At 62.8% G+C, this 15820-nt stretch carries 14 protein-coding genes; 11 read left to right on the plus strand and 3 right to left on the minus strand.

The window, feature by feature from the left end; genetic code table 11:
• The first annotated feature begins 2 nt into the window (after positions 1-2).
• From MJ601_RS00970 to MJ601_RS01000, 7 genes are read left to right on the plus strand one after another with little or no spacing between them, the layout of a single operon-like run.
• Positions 3-1373, plus strand: a complete 1371-nt coding sequence (locus MJ601_RS00970) for an O-antigen ligase family protein (RefSeq protein WP_242122704.1) — start codon at positions 3-5, stop codon at positions 1371-1373.
• The gene (locus MJ601_RS00975) at positions 1366-2295 is read left to right on the plus strand and encodes a glycosyltransferase family 2 protein (protein WP_242122705.1); all 930 of its coding nucleotides are present in this window, start codon (positions 1366-1368) and stop codon (positions 2293-2295) included. The genes MJ601_RS00970 and MJ601_RS00975 overlap by 8 nt, the downstream gene beginning before the upstream one ends.
• A complete protein-coding gene (locus MJ601_RS00980) occupies positions 2292-3242 on the plus strand; it encodes a glycosyltransferase family 2 protein (protein WP_242122706.1) in 951 nt (316 codons plus the stop codon). Before MJ601_RS00975 ends, MJ601_RS00980 begins: the two co-directional genes overlap by 4 nt.
• Positions 3242-4201, plus strand: a complete 960-nt coding sequence (locus MJ601_RS00985; RefSeq protein WP_245405594.1) for a glycosyltransferase family 2 protein — start codon at positions 3242-3244, stop codon at positions 4199-4201. The genes MJ601_RS00980 and MJ601_RS00985 overlap by 1 nt, the downstream gene beginning before the upstream one ends.
• A 3-nt stretch (positions 4202-4204) precedes the next feature.
• A complete protein-coding gene (locus MJ601_RS00990) occupies positions 4205-5335 on the plus strand; it encodes an endo-1,4-beta-xylanase (protein WP_242122708.1) in 1131 nt (376 codons plus the stop codon).
• Complete coding sequence (locus tag MJ601_RS00995; RefSeq protein ID WP_242122709.1) at positions 5332-6414, plus strand: acyltransferase family protein; 1083 nt, start codon at positions 5332-5334, stop codon at positions 6412-6414. Before MJ601_RS00990 ends, MJ601_RS00995 begins: the two co-directional genes overlap by 4 nt.
• Positions 6414-7337 (plus strand): glycosyltransferase family 2 protein, encoded by a 924-nt coding sequence (locus MJ601_RS01000; protein ID WP_242122710.1) that lies wholly within the window; start codon positions 6414-6416, stop codon positions 7335-7337. Before MJ601_RS00995 ends, MJ601_RS01000 begins: the two co-directional genes overlap by 1 nt.
• On the opposite strand, the gene MJ601_RS01005 is transcribed toward MJ601_RS01000, so the two are convergent.
• The 3 genes from MJ601_RS01005 to MJ601_RS01015 form a co-directional block, all read right to left on the minus strand.
• Positions 7322-8467 carry a glycoside hydrolase family 16 protein gene (locus tag MJ601_RS01005; RefSeq protein WP_242122923.1) on the minus strand — a complete coding sequence of 382 codons (1146 nt, stop codon included), beginning with the start codon at positions 8465-8467 and terminating at the stop codon, positions 7322-7324. The genes MJ601_RS01000 and MJ601_RS01005 overlap by 16 nt on opposite strands.
• A 354-nt stretch (positions 8468-8821) precedes the next feature.
• Positions 8822-10165, minus strand: coding sequence for a UDP-glucose dehydrogenase family protein (locus tag MJ601_RS01010; protein WP_242122711.1), 1344 nt, complete (start codon positions 10163-10165; stop codon positions 8822-8824).
• Positions 10166-10439: 274 nt separating this feature from the next.
• Positions 10440-11201, minus strand: coding sequence for a competence/damage-inducible protein A (locus tag MJ601_RS01015; RefSeq protein ID WP_242122712.1), 762 nt, complete (start codon positions 11199-11201; stop codon positions 10440-10442).
• Positions 11202-11280: 79 nt separating this feature from the next.
• On the opposite strand from MJ601_RS01015, the gene map reads away from it, so the two are divergent.
• The 4 genes from map (at position 11281) to MJ601_RS01035 (ending at position 15687) form a co-directional block, all read left to right on the plus strand.
• Positions 11281-12111, plus strand: a complete 831-nt coding sequence (gene map, locus MJ601_RS01020; RefSeq protein WP_242122713.1) for a type I methionyl aminopeptidase — start codon at positions 11281-11283, stop codon at positions 12109-12111.
• Between the two features lie 242 nt (positions 12112-12353).
• On the plus strand, positions 12354-12692 hold the full coding sequence (locus MJ601_RS01025; protein ID WP_007685085.1) for a P-II family nitrogen regulator: 339 nt from the start codon (positions 12354-12356) through the stop codon (positions 12690-12692).
• Positions 12693-12791: 99 nt separating this feature from the next.
• Positions 12792-14204, plus strand: coding sequence for a type I glutamate--ammonia ligase (gene glnA / locus MJ601_RS01030; protein ID WP_242122714.1), 1413 nt, complete (start codon positions 12792-12794; stop codon positions 14202-14204).
• 337 nt (positions 14205-14541) lie between these two features.
• Entirely contained in the window at positions 14542-15687 is a 1146-nt protein-coding gene (locus tag MJ601_RS01035; RefSeq protein WP_242122715.1) for a hypothetical protein, read from the plus strand.
• Positions 15688-15820 lie beyond the last annotated feature (133 nt).

A 15820-nucleotide genomic window follows, 5' to 3' on the forward strand; every position in this document is an offset into this window, starting at 1 on the left:
TCATGGCGACAAGCTGGCATCGCGGTGCCCACGCCACCCTGTCCATCCCGCAGACCGCCAATGGCGAAAGCCGGCGCATGGTCCTCGTCGCGCAGATTTTCTACTTCGTCTTCCTGATGATGGTGTTCATCGGCCAGCAGCCCTTCGCCATGCGCACGCAGGAAGAGCTGGTGGCGATGGCGCAGAACAACGACGGGTCGGACCTGTTCAAACAGACCCTGTTCATCGGTTTCGCCTTCCTGCTGACGGCCGTGCAGGTGATCCGCAACCATCCGCTGCGCTATCGCTTCACCTACTGGCCACTGGCGATCATGCTGGTCTGGTTCTTCGCCACCTGCGCCTGGAGTGTCGATCCGTTCGTATCGTTCAAGCGGGCCATGCAACAGTTGATAGTGATCTACATCACCTTTTGCGCCCTGTCGCTGATGGGTCCGGAACGGCTGTTCCAGTCGTTGCGCGCCGCATTGATCGTATCCCTGCTGATCTGCTGGATTTCGCTGCCGCTCACCCCGGCCGCCGTGCATCCGCCGACGGAAAGCGACCGCGCGCTGATCGGCGCGTGGCGCGGCTTCTTCTTCCACAAGAATATTGCCGGCGCCGTCATGTCGATGACCTTCATCATCTGCGGCAACAGCTGGATCGATACGCGCAAATGGTATTATGCCCTGTTCACGCTGCTCGCCTTCGTGTTCGTCATCGGGACCAAGAGCAAGACGTCCCTTGCCCTGTGCGTGGCGATGCTGGCGATCAGCAACTTCTATCGCATCCTCAGCGATTCCACTCAGAGGCGGGCGATATTGCTGTTGCTGCTGGGCGCCGGGCTGGTGGGCGCCATGGGGCTTTACATCGCCTACCAGCCGGTGATCGACCGGATCTTCGCTGATCCGACCTCTTTTACCGGGCGTGTTTCGATCTGGCGCGTCGTGTTCGCCTATATGCACGACCACCCCTATCTGGGCGCCGGATTTGGCGGATTCTGGCAGGTGGGCGCGCGATCGCCGGCGTTCGACTATATCAATGAACATTTCCAGCTTCTCATCGCCCATTCGCACAACGGCTATCTGGAAATATGGGCAACGACCGGCCCCCTCGGCCTCTTCCTGCTGCTGCTGTCCTTCATCGCCATGCCTGCGTGGTGGTTCCTCACCGGCGCGACGAAGGAGAACCAGCATCTGATGGTTCCGGCCTTCGCCATCTGGGTCTTCGTCGTCTATCACAATCTGCTGGAGACATCCTTCTTCGACCGCGACCGGCAGGTCTGGGTGATCTTCCTGGCCGCGATCGCGACCGCCCATGCGACCTTCAAGGCGAAACCGCGCCCGCTCTGGACCCGGGCGCGTCGACTATCGTCGCCGGAGGTCGCCCATGGCTAGGATCATGATATGCATAGCCACCTGCAAACGGCCGCTTGGCCTTCGCAGGACGCTGGAATCGCTGGCGGCGCTGCATACGGCCCACGCGCTGGAAGTGCTGGTGGCGGACAATGACGCCGAAGCGCAGGAGGGGCTTGCCGTCGTCGAAAGCCTCGCCAGCCGCGGCTATCGCTGGCCCATAGAGGCGCTGCTCGTCCGGGAGCGCGGCATCCCCTTCGCCCGCAACAGCCTGACGCAGGCGGTACTGGCACGGGCAGGGATCGACCATGTGGCGATGCTGGACGATGACGAGGCGGCGTGCCCGGGATGGATCGATGCGCTCGCCGATGCCGCCGCCCGATGGGATGCGGATGTCGTGGGTGGCGCCGTGCTGCGCGAAATGGACAGCCAGGTCGCACCATGGGCGGCACGCCATCCGCTGCTCCAGGCCAAACGGCGCGACCGATCCGGCCCGGTTCCCCTGGTCGACAGCACCGCCAATATCCTGATTTCCGCAGCGGCGCTGCGCAGCATGGGCGAGCGTCCGTTCGACGACCGGCTTGCCCTCACCGGCGGGGAGGACAAGCAGCTCTTCACCCGGATGCAACGGGCCGGGTTCCGCTTCGCCTGGTCGGAGGAAGCGGTCGTCACCGAACTCATCCCCGCCAGCCGCATCACCGCGAAATGGCTGCTGATGCGCGGTTATCGCGTCGGCATGACGGACATGATGGTCGAACGGTTCCACAAGGGGCGGCTGCGCACTTTGCTGGGCGAAGCGCCGCGGATCGCCGCCGGTTTCCTGGTCGGCTCGCTGGGCGCCATCACCACTTTCGACCGGGGCAAGAGGGTAGAGCGCCTCGGCAAGCTCTATCGCGCGGCGGGCAAGATCGCCGGCCTGGCGGGCATTCATTATGAAGAATATCGAAAGGTCCACGGCGCATGAGCGATGCAGCCCTCCAACCCTTTTTCTCCATCGTCATCCCGCTCTACAACCGGGCGGAGATCGTCGGCGATACCATAAGCTCCGTCCTCGCTCAGGACTGGCAGGATTTCGAGATCGTGGTGATCGATGACGGCTCCCGCGACAATCCGGGGCCCGTGATCGATGCCATCGGCGATGCCCGGGTGCGCTATATCCGGCAGGACAATGCAGGCGGCGGGGCGGCCCGCAATGCAGGGATCATGGCATCGAAGGGCCGCTATATCGCCTTTCTCGATTCCGACGACCTGTTCCTGCCGGGCAAGCTTTCCATCATGGCAAAGGCGCTGGCGGACGATGACGGCAGCGCCGTCCTCTATTCGCGCATGAAGGTGGACCGGGGCGTCGACCGCTACTGGATCAGGCCCGATCGCGGCATTCGCGAGGGCGAGGATGTGGGCGAATATCTGTTCTGCGCCAACCAGTTCATGCAGACCAGCACCATGGTCGTGCCGACCCGCATGGCGCAGGAGGTATTGTTCGATCCGGCATTGAAAAAGGGGCAGGATCTGGACTTCTGCGTCCGCCTGCAGGGTGCCGGTGCCCGCTTCCGGATGATCGACCAGCCGCTCACCGTCTGGCTCGACGCGACCGAGGCTGGGCGCACATCCTATGTGAAGGGTTACGAAACCTCGCTCGACTGGCTGGACCGCTGCGGCCATATGCTCACCAACCGGGCGAGACGGGGCTACAGGGCGACGGTGCTCGCCTATCATATGGCGCCGATCAAGCCCGTGGTCGCGATCAAGGACCTGGCCGTGGGCATGGTCGCCGGAGGGGTGCCGCCCAAGGTGATCGCCCGGCAGGTGCTCCGTTCCTATCTGCCCAAGCCGCTCTACCGCTCGCTGGTCAACGGGTTCGTGCTGCGCTTCGGAAAGGCGGGCGCGGCACATGGCGGAGCCACTTCGTGATGACCGCCTGGCAACCTCCGTCCCGCCTGAGGGCCGCCGTGGCCGTGCCCTTATTTTCGGTCGTGATCCCGACCTATCAGCGGCGTGATGCCGTGGTGGCGGCCGTCATGTCCGCGCTGGAACAGACGATCGCCATTATCGAGGTGATCGTGGTTGTCGACGGTTCGACCGACGGGACGGAGGTCGCCCTGGGCGCCATCAACGATCCGCGCCTCAAGGTCATCGTGCAGGAAAATCGCGGCGCCGCGGCCGCCCGCAACAAGGGCATCGATCATGCGCGTGGCCGCTATATCGCCTTCCTCGATTGCGACGACCGGTTCCTGCCCTATCACCTCGCCGATCTGCTGCCCTTGTTGCAGGAAAGCGAGGATGTGGTCGCCTATGGGCAGGTGCTGGCCGACCGGGGCGAAGGGCGCAATTTCCTGAAGCCGCCGCGCGCCATCGCCCGCGACGAGACGATGGACCGCTACCTGATGTGCGACCGGGGCTTCATCCAGACCAGCAGCCTGGCGCTCAGCCGCACGCTGGCGGAAAAGGTACGCTATCGCGAGGATGTGAAGTTCGGCGACGATACCGACTTTGCGATGCGGCTGTCGCTGGCCGGGGCGCGCTTCCTGATGACGGAGCGGCCCGGGACGATCTGGGCCGACCGGCAGACCGGCGACCGTTTGTCGCAGGTGCGAGGCAGCGTCGGCAGCCTGGGCTGGCTGAAGGATCTCAAGCCGCACATCTCTGCACGCGCCTTTTCGGGCTATATGGGCTGGCACGCAGCGAAAAGCATCTGGCCAACAAGCCGCCGCCGGGCGATGCGCTACTATCTCGAGGCCGTCTGCCGGGGAGCCTTCGGGCCAAGAATGGCGGCGACGGTGCTGTTGCAGATCGTCGTGCCCGATACGGTCTATCGACGCATGTCCGATCGCCTCATTGATCTGTCGCACATGATTGGTGGAAAAGGATAAGCCATGAAGCGTCGTGAATTTCTGGCGGGATCGCTGGCGCTGGGCGCCTGTTCCCCGGTGCCATCGAGCTTCGCACAGGAAAGCGTCTCGCCCGAGGGGCTTGCGGCCCATGCACGGCGGTCCGGCCGCTATTTCGGCGCGGCAGTCAAATCGGACCAGTTGCGTGACGATCCCGGCTTCGCCGCCGCCGTTGCCCGTGAATGCGATATTCTGGTCGAGGAATATGAACTGAAGCGCGGCACGACCGAGCGCTGGCCCGGCAAATATGACTTCAGCGGCGCAGACCAGATCATCGCCTTCGCTCAGCAGCATGGCATGCGGGCGCGCGGCCATGCGCTGGTCTGGTACGCGGCGCAGCCGCAATGGCTGGAACCGGCACTGCAACAGGCCGACCGCGCCGGGCGGGAAAAGCTGATGACCAGCTATATCGACGTCGCCATGCCCCGTTACGCCGGCAAGATCGGCGAATGGGACGTGGTCAACGAAGCCATCGAGCCCAATGACGGCCGCGCCGACGGCTTGCGCGCGAAAAGCATGTGGCTGGACGCGCTGGGCGAGGAATATATCGACATTGCCTTTCACCGCGCGAAGGAGGTTGATCCCCACCCCCTGCGGTTCCTGACCGATTTCGGGATGGAACAGGACTCACCCCGTTGCGAGCGGCGGCGGACGGCCTTTCTGAAGCTGCTCGACCGGTTGATGGCACGCAACGTGCCCGTCGACGCGATCGGCATACAAGGCCATCTGACGCCCTATAAGGAAAAGTTCGACCAGACGGTGTTCGCGCGCTTCCTGGAACAGCTCAACGGCTATGGGGTGGCGCTGGCAGTGACCGAGTTCGACATTGCCGATCGGGGCGGGCCGCCCAGCCCGGACAAGCGTGACCGTGAAGTCGCGTCGGTTGCCAAGGCCTTTCTGGACGTCGCGCTGGACAATCCGGCAATGCGTTCTGTCCTCTGCTGGGGTCTGTCGGATCGCTATAGCTGGCTGTCCAACTATCCCGATTATAAGTGGCCCGATGGCCAGCTTTCGCGTGGCCTGCCGCTGGACGGCGGGATGCGCCGCAAGGCTTTGTGGGACGCCGTCGCATCGGCTTTCGACACCGCACCACCCATGGGTAGGAGCCGCGCATGAGAATTTCCTCGCTGACGGGCCTGCGCGGCGTCGCGGCGGTGTCGGTGCTGTTGTACCACATCCCGCATAACCCGACGTTCGAGGCGTTCCGTATCCCGCTGTTTTCGCGCGCCTATCTGGCGGTGGACCTGTTCTTTATCCTGAGCGGCTTCGTCATTTCCTTCGGCTATCACGACCGGGTGGTCAATCATCCGGGGTGGGCGAGTTATACCGACTTCCTCATCAACCGCATGGCGCGGGTCTGGCCCCTGCACCTGATCGTGACGCTGGTGTTCATGGCGCGAATTATGCTCAACGTGTCGGGCAACCACGCCATCGACCTCAATGCGCCCAATATCGTCACCAACCTGCTGATGGTGCAAAGCTGGGGCTGGGGCACGGAACCCATTGCAGGCAATAGCTGGTCGGTCAGCACGGAGGTCGCGGCCTATCTCATCTATCCGCTGATCGCGATCGTCGCCTTTTCCCGCGCCGCCTGGGTGCAGGGTGCGCTGAGCGTCGGGATATTGGCGCTGGTCGCATCTTCGGGACTGGGTTCCAGCGGACCTCTGGATGTCAATGGCAGCGACACGGTGCTCACCCTGCTGCGTTGTCTTGCCGGTTTTTCGCTGGGCGTGCTGACCTATCGCTGTGCGGAACAGCCATGGTGCAGGCGGCTGATCGACCGGCCGGGCGGTTTTGCCATGGTCTGCGGCCTGATCGCCCTGGCCCTGATGCTGCCGGGGAAAGCCGATGTGCTGGTGGTCTGCCTGATGCCCGCACTGGTCCTGAGCTGCTATTATAACGGTGCGGCGGCGCGGGCGGTGATGGCCAATCCAGTGAGCTTCCATCTCGGCCTTATCAGCTATTCCATCTATCTCTGGCATCCGCTGGTGCGGGATGTGTTCGCGCGCGGCATGGGCGTAGCGCACAAGCATGGCATGACGGGATTCGACGGTCTGTTCATCGCGGCGATGCTGATCGCGACGTGGCTGCTCTGCTGGGCGAGCTATGCGCTGGTCGAGGTGCGCGGGCATCTGTTCATCAAATGGCTCCAGCGCGGCGGCAAGTCCCGCAAGCCGGTGGAAGCAACCGCCTGATGGCCGCCATCTGGATCGCCATTCCCACCTTCCGGCGGCCCGACCAGCTTGCGCACCTGCTGCAGACGCTGCCCGCCATGGTGGACCGCCATGATGTGATGGTGCTGGTGGCGGACAATGATCCGGCCGGACAGGAAGGCGCCGCCACGGTACGGCGATTGCAGGAAGGCGGATATCCCCTGCCCCTGACCCTGCTGACGGTCGGGCAAGCCGGGCTTTGCGCCGTCCGCAACGCGATCAGCGATGCAGCGCTGGCCGATCCGGACATGCGCTTCCTGGCGATGATCGACGATGATGAATGGCCGCAACCGGGCTGGCTCGACGCGCTGCTGATTTGTCAGGCCCAGGTGGGCGCGGACGTTGTAGCAGGGCCGGTCGACAGCTGTTTCGTCGGAAAGACGCCGCACTGGGCCAGGGAAAGCCTGGTCTTCCGCCCGGAGGAGCGCCCCTGGGGCGCCACCGGCATGCTCTGGGCCAGCAACAATCTGCTGGTCACGCGCCGGGCCTTCGACCTGATCGATACGCCCTGGTTCGACCCCCGCTTCAACCGCAGCGGGGGCGAGGATCTGGATTTCCTCGGGCGCCTCCACGATGCAGGCGCCCGTTTTGGCTGGTCGCCGGATGCCCGGGTCAGCGAATGGGTGCCAGCGGAGCGGGCGCGCCTGTCATGGGTACTGCGCCGCATGTGGCGCATCGGCTGCACCGAAACCATGGCGAGGCGCAAGAAGCTGCCGGGCAAGGCGGGAACGGCCAGGCTGCTCGCCCGGTCGCTGGCCATATTGGGCCTGCGCACCGCAGGCCTCGCGGCTCTCCTGCTGCCCGGCGCGCGCCGGGTCGACATTGCCGGGCAGTGGATCAAGAGCTGGGGACGCCTCTATGCCCTCGCAGGAGGCGCCCGGAACCACCATTATGGCGCGCTGTAGATCTTGAAACTCCTGATGACCATGTCGCCGGAACCGTCATTATAGGCGCCCGTCGTCTTCACCGCGACGTCCATGATCGGATAGAAACGAAAGCCCCTGAACGGATTGACCGATTGGTAGGTTTCCTTCCCATCGACGAACCAGGTGATGTAATCCCGCTGTATATCCACGGCAAAGCGATGGAAATCCTGGGAAAAGCCGGAAAGGCCATAGGCCTGCTCGGCCTGGATGATGACCCCGCGCTGGTCGTAGCGTGTGCTGTTGGCGCCGACATGGATGGTGTGGGAAATATGGCGGTCGAAATCCCAGTAGCTCTGATAGCCGAAGCCCTCGTAAATGTCGATTTCCGGCGGCCAGCCGCTGGTCGATACCAGCCAGAAGGCTGGCCATGACCCGCGCCGGTTGGGCATCCGGGCATCCCATTCATATTGGCCATAGCCGATCTGGGTGGCCAGGAAATTGCGGCCATCCAGGACCGACGACCCATAATACCAGGTCTGCCCCTGATAAGTGATCGGCGTCGTCAGCTTCTGGCTGTGCAGCACAAGGCCATTGGTGCTCCAGTAAACCGGCCCCTCGATTCCGGGGAAGAGGGTATAGTCCAGATAAAGCCCGGTTTCGCCATTGGCGGGCTGTGTCCTGCCATTGGCCAGCGACGTCGCCCAGCGATCCCAGCCGCCATCGGGCGAGCGCTTGTGCGTGTCCTTGAGCAATTCGAACTGGAGCGTTCCGGTCGGAGCGAAAGTACGGGGCTCGCGGAAAGTCCCGGTTGCCTTGGCCGTGGCCAGGACGGCGCTGCTGGCGCTGATCGTCGCGATCGACTGCCCCTGCAGGGCTCCCCAGGGCGCCTCACGCAGCTTGACCTGGAACTGCTGCCCGTCGATTGCCGAAATGATCGGCACCTCCACCGTCTGGACCAGCGGATCGCCGGGCCGGAAGATCACCACCGTATCGACCGTCTGGTAATTATAGCCAGACAGTGCCCGCAGCGTCCCCGATCCGTTGATGGTGGCAATCCGCGCGATCACCGTATTGGGCGTTGCATGGTCGAGCGATACCGGCACATAGGCGACGCCGGTGCCCGGCTGGAAGGTCGCATTGCCCAACGACAGCGTCGCCTTTTCCGGCAATTTCGTGCCGTTCGCGAAATCGAAATTGGCGAAGCTGGCGTCTGTGGTCGTGACCGTGGATGTCGAGGACGTCGAAGCAGACGTCGTCGTCGCACTGCTAATTGTTGAAGTAGTGGAACCGGAAGACGTCACGGTCGTTGTGGAAGTTCCGGAAAGAACTGTCGCAGCTCCCGCGGCAACAACACATAATATAGCTATTCCGGCCCCAAATATGGAGCCAGTTGATCTGGAAAACATTTTGCAACCCCCGACTTATATAACGTCGTTTAGGGTCCGATAAGGAGGTTAACAAAAGCTTCCGGTCAAGAACGGCTCGTCGCAAAATTACGTCTTTTGCGACAAGCCGTTCATCTATCATTCAGCTGCCTGTATCAGCTCTTCAATCTCCGGGGTGGCGCCACGGCCGACGCTGACATAGGCAAAGCCTGCCGATTCAGCCACTTCGGGGCGATAGATATTGCGCAGGTCGACCAGGCCATCGCCATTCATCACCGCTTTCAGACGCGGCAGGTCCAGCGCCCGCAGGGCATCCCATTCGGTGACGATCACGACCGCTGCCGCCCCTTCCGCCGCGACATAGGGGTTATCGCAGAAGTCGACATGGCTGATCATCGTCCGGGCGGCCTCCATGCCCTCCGGATCATAGGCCCTGATATGGGCGCCGCCATCCTGCAGGGCCTGGATGATCGAGATGGAGGGCGCATCGCGCATATCGTCGGTATTGGGCTTGAAGGTGAGGCCCAGCACCGCGATCGTCTTGCCCCGCACGGAGCCGTTGCAGACCGCCACGACCTTGCGCGCCATCGCCCGCTTGCGCGTTTCATTGATCGCCACCGTCGTTTCGATGAGGCGGATCGGCGAACCCGCATCCTCCGCCGTCTTGACCAGTGCAAGGGTATCCTTGGGGAAGCAGGAACCGCCATAGCCCGGCCCAGCATGAAGGAATTTTGAACCGATCCGGTTATCAAGGCCAATGCCCCGCGCCACCTGCTGAACGTCCGCGCCGACATTTTCGCAAAGGTCGGCCATCTCGTTGATGTAGGTGATCTTCATCGCCAGGAAGGCGTTGGCGGCATATTTGATCAACTCGCTGGTGCGGCGGCCGGTGAACTGGATCGGCGCCTGGTTGAGATAGAGCGGTCGATAAACCTCTTCCATCACCGGGCGGGCGCGTTCATCCTCGATACCCACGACGATGCGATCGGGGCGCTTGAAGTCCTGAATTGCCGCGCCTTCGCGCAGGAATTCGGGGTTGGACGCCACGGCGAACTGCGCCTGCGGATTGGTTTCGCGAATGATGCGATCCACCTCGTCGCCTGTCCCGACCGGAACCGTCGACTTGGTCACGATGACGGTAAAGCCGCTCAGATTGGCAGCGATTTCGCGGGAAGCCTCATAGACATAGCTGAGGTCGGCATGGCCATCACCGCGACGCGCGGGCGTCCCGACAGCAATGAAGACGACATCCGCCTGACTAACCGATCCGGCGAGATCGGTCGTGAAAGTCAGCCGCCCGGCCTTCACGTTGCGCGCAATCAGGTCCGCAAGGCCTGGTTCGTAGATCGGCACGCCGCCGCCCTGAAGCAGCTCGATCTTGCGCGCGTCCTTGTCCACGCAGATGACATCATGGCCGAAATCCGCGAGACAGGCGCCGGAGACCAGGCCGACATAGCCCGATCCGGTCATAACGATCCGCATCCACTTTTCTCCTTCTACCAGGGGCTCTCCAACCTTAGCCCGGCCCATCGCAAAAGGGCGCACTCGTCCCAGCCCGGAAACTCCGGGCCAGAAGAATTGCACCCTCACCTTGGGCCGGACATCCGGCGAAACAAGCCCGACGCCCACTGACCGGAACAAGCCAGTCGTTGACGCAGCGCAGCATAACGCCGGGCCTATCATCGATGCAACGCCGCCTGCCGCTCGAACGCCACATATGGGCGTGGATCAGCTATTTAGCGCAGGACAGAGTCCGTCAGATGCCGCCCGTCACGGCAGGCCATCCGCCCTGCTCCAGCGCGGCCGCAAGATCAGCCACGCACCGGTCCAGCGCCGCCGCGTCCGTGGACCGGATCACGAAATTCGCTCCCGTGCGCCCCTCCCGGAAGAAAGGATAGCTGCCGATCTGGCACCCTTCATGGGTTCGCTCCGTTTCCCCCAGCAGGTCGGCGATCTCGCTTTCGGCCACCCAGCAGCCGATGGTCGCCGACAGGACCGGCAGGCCGCCTTCCAGCTTGCCCGTCAGGCTGTCGAGCATCCCCGCGGTAATATGCGGCACGCCGGCCATGATGAAGATATTGCCGTGACGAATGCCCGGCGCACCGGACATGCGATTCTCGATCAAAGCGGCCCCCGCCGGCACCCGCGCCATGCGCAGCCGTGCTTCGGTCAGGCCGCCGCGCGTCTCATAATATCCAGCCAGCATCGCACGCGCACCGGCGTGAACCTCCACCTCGACCCCCAGCGCCTGCGCGATGGCATCGACGGTGATATCGTCATGGGTCGGCCCGATGCCGCCGGTCGTGAACAGATAGTCATTGCGAAGGCGGAGCGTGTTCACCGCCTCGATGATCGCATCGGCCTCGTCCGCCACGACGCGTACTTCGCGCAGACGAATGCCCTGCACGTTCAGCCAGGTCGCGATTTGCGAGACATTCTTGTCCTGCGTGCGGCCCGAAAGAATCTCGTCGCCGATCACGATCAGCGCTGCGGTCCAGATGCGATTGGGATCGGCCATGGCGCAGGCCATAACCAATGGCGGGCGTCCTGCCTAGCCGCCTCTCGCATTCTGCCGCATCCCCGCCTATAATCGGCCTATGACCGAATATATGACGATGACGGCCGACGCGCCGATTTCCCGCTCGACCGCGATCAAGCTCTATGATGCGGCCGGTTTCGAAGGCATGCGCAAGGCCGGGCGGCTGGCCGCGGAAATCCTCGACGCGCTGGTGCCTCATGTGGTGCCGGGCGTGACCACCGGCGAACTGGACGACATCGTCCGCCGCATGACGCTGGACGGCGGCGGCGTGCCCGCGACTCTGGGCTATCGCGGCTACACCCATAGCTGCTGCATCTCGCTCAACAATGTGATCTGCCACGGCATTCCGGGCGAGCAGAAGCTCAAGGAAGGCGACATCCTCAATATCGACGTGACGCCGCTGGTCGATGGCTGGCACGGCGACACCAGCCGCATGTATATTTGCGGCGAAGCGCCCATCAAGGCGCGGCGGCTGGTCGAAGTCACCTATGAATGCCTGATGCTGGGAATCGAGCAGGCGAAGCCCGGCAATCATCTGGGCGATATCGGCCACGCGATCCAGCGCCATGCCGAAAAGCATCGCTATGGCGTGGTCCGCGATTTCTGCGGCCATGGCCTGGGCCGTGTATTCCATGACAGCCCGGAAGTCGTGCATATCGGTCGCCCCGGCACCGGCCCGGAACTCAAGCCCGGCATGTTCTTCACCATCGAGCCGATGATCAACATCGGCAAGCCCGGCGTGAAGATGCTGGAGGATGGCTGGACCGCCGTGACGCGCGACCGGACCCTCTCCGCCCAGTTCGAACATAGCATCGGCATCACCGAAACGGGCTGCGAGATCTTCACGAAGAGTCCGGCCGGACTCGACGCGCCGCCTTATAAGCTCTGATCATCCCAAACCTGCCCAAATTTTAGGCATCATGTCATGATATTGCCCGGAATCCGGGCAATATGGACAAAAGTTGCTGCATCGCAGAAAGCAGATGCTGGCGATTCGCTATTTGGCACGGTAATTGATTGTTAAGAGGGACGGCGCGTGTCTTTGGGGGGCATGATGATCGTCACTCGAACAGGAGACGGATGGCGGACCACAATCCACGTCCGGCACGCGTTTGAATTGGGAATGAAGTGATGAAAAAGATAGAAGCGATCATCAAGCCGTTCAAGCTCGACGAGGTGAAGGAGGCGCTGCACGAAGTTGGCGTGTCCGGCATCACCGTCACCGAAGCCAAGGGCTTCGGGCGGCAAAAGGGCCATACCGAACTCTATCGCGGCGCCGAATATGTCGTCGACTTCCTGCCCAAGGTGAAGCTGGAGGTCGTCGTCGACGACTCGCTGGCCGAACGGGTGGTGGAGGCGATCTCCGCCGCCGCGCAGACCGGCCGCATCGGCGACGGCAAGATTTTCATTTCCAACATCGAAGGCGCGGTGCGCATCCGCACCGGTGAGCGCGACAGCGACGCCATCTGATTTTTTCCACCGACTTCTCGCCGGCTTACAGGGGTCTGGCGGCTGACCACATCAACCTACCCCTTCGGGGGGGTATCTATGAAAGAAGGGCAAGTTCACATGGCCAACACGCCTAAAGACATCCTGAAGTTGATCGAAGAAAAGGAGATCGAGTGGGTCGATGTCCGTTTCACCGATCCCAAGGGCAAGTGGCAGCACCTGACCATGGTGTCTTCGGTGCTGGGCGAGGATGAACTGACCCAGGGCCTGATGTTCGACGGTTCGTCGATCGAAGGCTGGAAAGCGATCAACGAATCGGACATGATCCTGAAGCCCGACCTGGACGCCGTCTATGTCGATCCGTTCAGCGCCACCCCGATGCTGATCATCTTCTGCGACATCGTCGAACCCGACACCGGCGAACTCTACAGCCGCGATCCGCGTTCGACCGCGAAGCGCGCCGAAGCCTTCGTCAAGTCGGCCGGTTTCGGTGACACCGTCTATGTCGGCCCGGAAGCCGAATTCTTCATGTTCGACGACGTGCGCTTCGAGAATGATTATGCGCAGAGCTATTTCAAGATCGACGACATCGAACTGCCGACCAACACCGGCAAGGAATATGAAGGCGGCAACCTGGGCCACCGTCCGCGCGCCAAGGGCGGCTATTTCCCCGTCGCGCCGGTCGATCCCTGCACCGACATCCGCGCCGAAATGGTTTCGACCATGCTCGAAATGGGCCTGCCCTGCGACAAGCACCACCATGAGGTCGCCGCCGCCCAGCACGAGCTCGGCCTGACCTTCGGCACGCTGGTCCAGACCGCCGACCGCATGCAGATCTACAAATATGTGGTTCAGATGGTCGCCCAGGCCTATGGCAAGACCGCGACCTTCATGCCGAAGCCGATCGCGCAGGATAACGGTTCGGGCATGCACACCCACATGTCGATCTGGGAAGGCGGCAAGCCGCTCTTCGCGGGCGAAGGCTATGCCGGCCTCAGCGAAACCTGCCTCTACTTCATCGGCGGCGTCATCAAGCACGCCAAGGCCCTCAACGCCTTCACCAACCCGACCACCAACAGCTACAAGCGTCTGGTGCCGGGCTTCGAAGCCCCGGTCCTGCTGGCCTATTCGGCCCGCAACCGCTCGGCCTCCTGCCGTATCCCCTACGGCGCCGGCGCCAAGGCGAAGCGCGTCGAGTTCCGCTTCCCCGATGCGATGGCCAACCCCTATCTGTGCTACTCGGCCCTGCTGATGGCGGGCCTCGACGGCATCGAGAACAAGATCCATCCGGGCGCCGCGATGGACAAGAATCTCTACGACCTGCCGCCGGAAGAACTGAGCCTGGTGCCGACCGTCTGCGGTTCGCTGCGTGAAGCGCTGAACAGCCTGGAAGCCGATTATGAGTTCCTGCTCAAGGGCGATGTGTTCACCAAGGACCAGATCGATGCCTATATCGAACTGAAGTGGCCCGAAGTGTACCGCTGGGAAATGGCTCCCTCGCCGGTCGAATTCGACATGTATTACAGCGCCTGATTTTTTCAGGAACAATGTTAAAAGGGGTCCGGTCGTGGAAACGGCCGGGCCCCTTTTTTGACAGGGAAAGGCGCAGCAACCATTCCCAGCAGCAACCAGGACAGCTGGAAAAAAGGACGCCATTGACATCATGAAAAGCAGCCCGGATCGCTCCTGTATGGACCGACCGACACGAAGCTTTCGCCCCGATGATGGAAGGACGCACCTCTCGCTTGTCCCATTTCACGGCGCCCGTCCGATACTCTGCATCGCGCTTCTGATCGGCATTGCCGAGCGGATCGGCTGGGCGCTTATACGGAAGAACGGGACGGCTACCGGTGAAGCCCTCAACATAGCCATGGCCCTGGCACGCGGTCGGGGATTTGCCGATGCCTTCGGCCCGGCCGAAGGCCCGACGGCGCACCTCCTGCCGATTCCACCGCTCATCGCCGGTGGCGTCTACAGCCTGCTCGGCGTGCAAAGCGCGCCAGCAGAGGCCGTGCTTCTGGCCTGGTCTCTGTTATTGACCTTCGCCACCTATGCCTTCTTCGCGATGGTGGTGCGGCGACTGGGCGCTTCGCCCGGCACTAGTGTCGCGGCTTTCTGCTTCCTGTGCGTCGCTCCGGTCTTCACCACGGCGGAAGCGTTCGATTTCCGCGTCTGGGACGGTGCCATCACCATGGCGACAGCGGGCGCATTCCTGATCCTGCTGCTGCGCGCCGATGCCGGTGAAGCGATGCACCCCATCATGCGAGGCCTGCTGTCCGCCTTGCCCGCGCTGCTTCTGTTCCTGCAACCGATCATCGGACTGGCCGCTTGCGTCGCCTGGGCACAATGGTTGCTCCGGCAACGGCGAGCAAAGGCCCTGCTGGCAACGGTTACGCCCTTCCTCTTCCTGCTTGCCCTGCTCTTCGGCGGCTGGACGGCGCGCAACATGGCGGCGATGGGCGAACCCATCTGGCTGCGGGACAATGTGGGCCTTGAACTGGCAGTGGCCAACCATGATGCTGCCGTCGCTCCAGTTGACCCCGGCGCTGTTTTCCAGGCGCGACTGAAACAGGTCCACCCCCTGAATGGCGCGGGCGCCTATCGCGCGATGGAAGCAGCGGGAGGCGAAATCGCCTATGCCCGCAAGCTGGGTGCCGAAACAAGAAGCTGGATGGCCGCGCATCCGGCGGATGCCGCGCGGATATGGATGCGTCACCTGCGCGAAATCATGCTGCCGGCCCCCTGGCAGTTTCGCACGGCCAACGGCCATATTCTGCCCATCGTCCGCGCGATTCTGGTGGATATCACGACGATGGCGGGGCTGGCCGGTCTTGCCCTGTTGTTGCGCGACCGCAGACGGCAGGCGCTCTATCTCGCACCGTTCATCGTGCTGCCGATCCTGGCCTATATGCCGTTCCAGCCGATACTGCGTTATATCTGGCTGATCTATGCGCCGCTCACCTGCCTCGCGGCCTATATGATCGAACGAACCCTGATGTTCGTCCGAAGGCGATGATCCTAGGGCGTAAACTCATCCCTGACGCACTCGAGGTTTGAGGCAAAAAGGCCCGGCACAAGGAGAAAGGGCGCAGGAATATGTCGATATTTCCAGCCCTCTCGACGCCGTGAGGGGCCTTTTTGGTCAAATC

The organism is Sphingobium trunci (assembly GCF_022664535.1).
Lineage (GTDB): Bacteria > Pseudomonadota > Alphaproteobacteria > Sphingomonadales > Sphingomonadaceae > Sphingobium.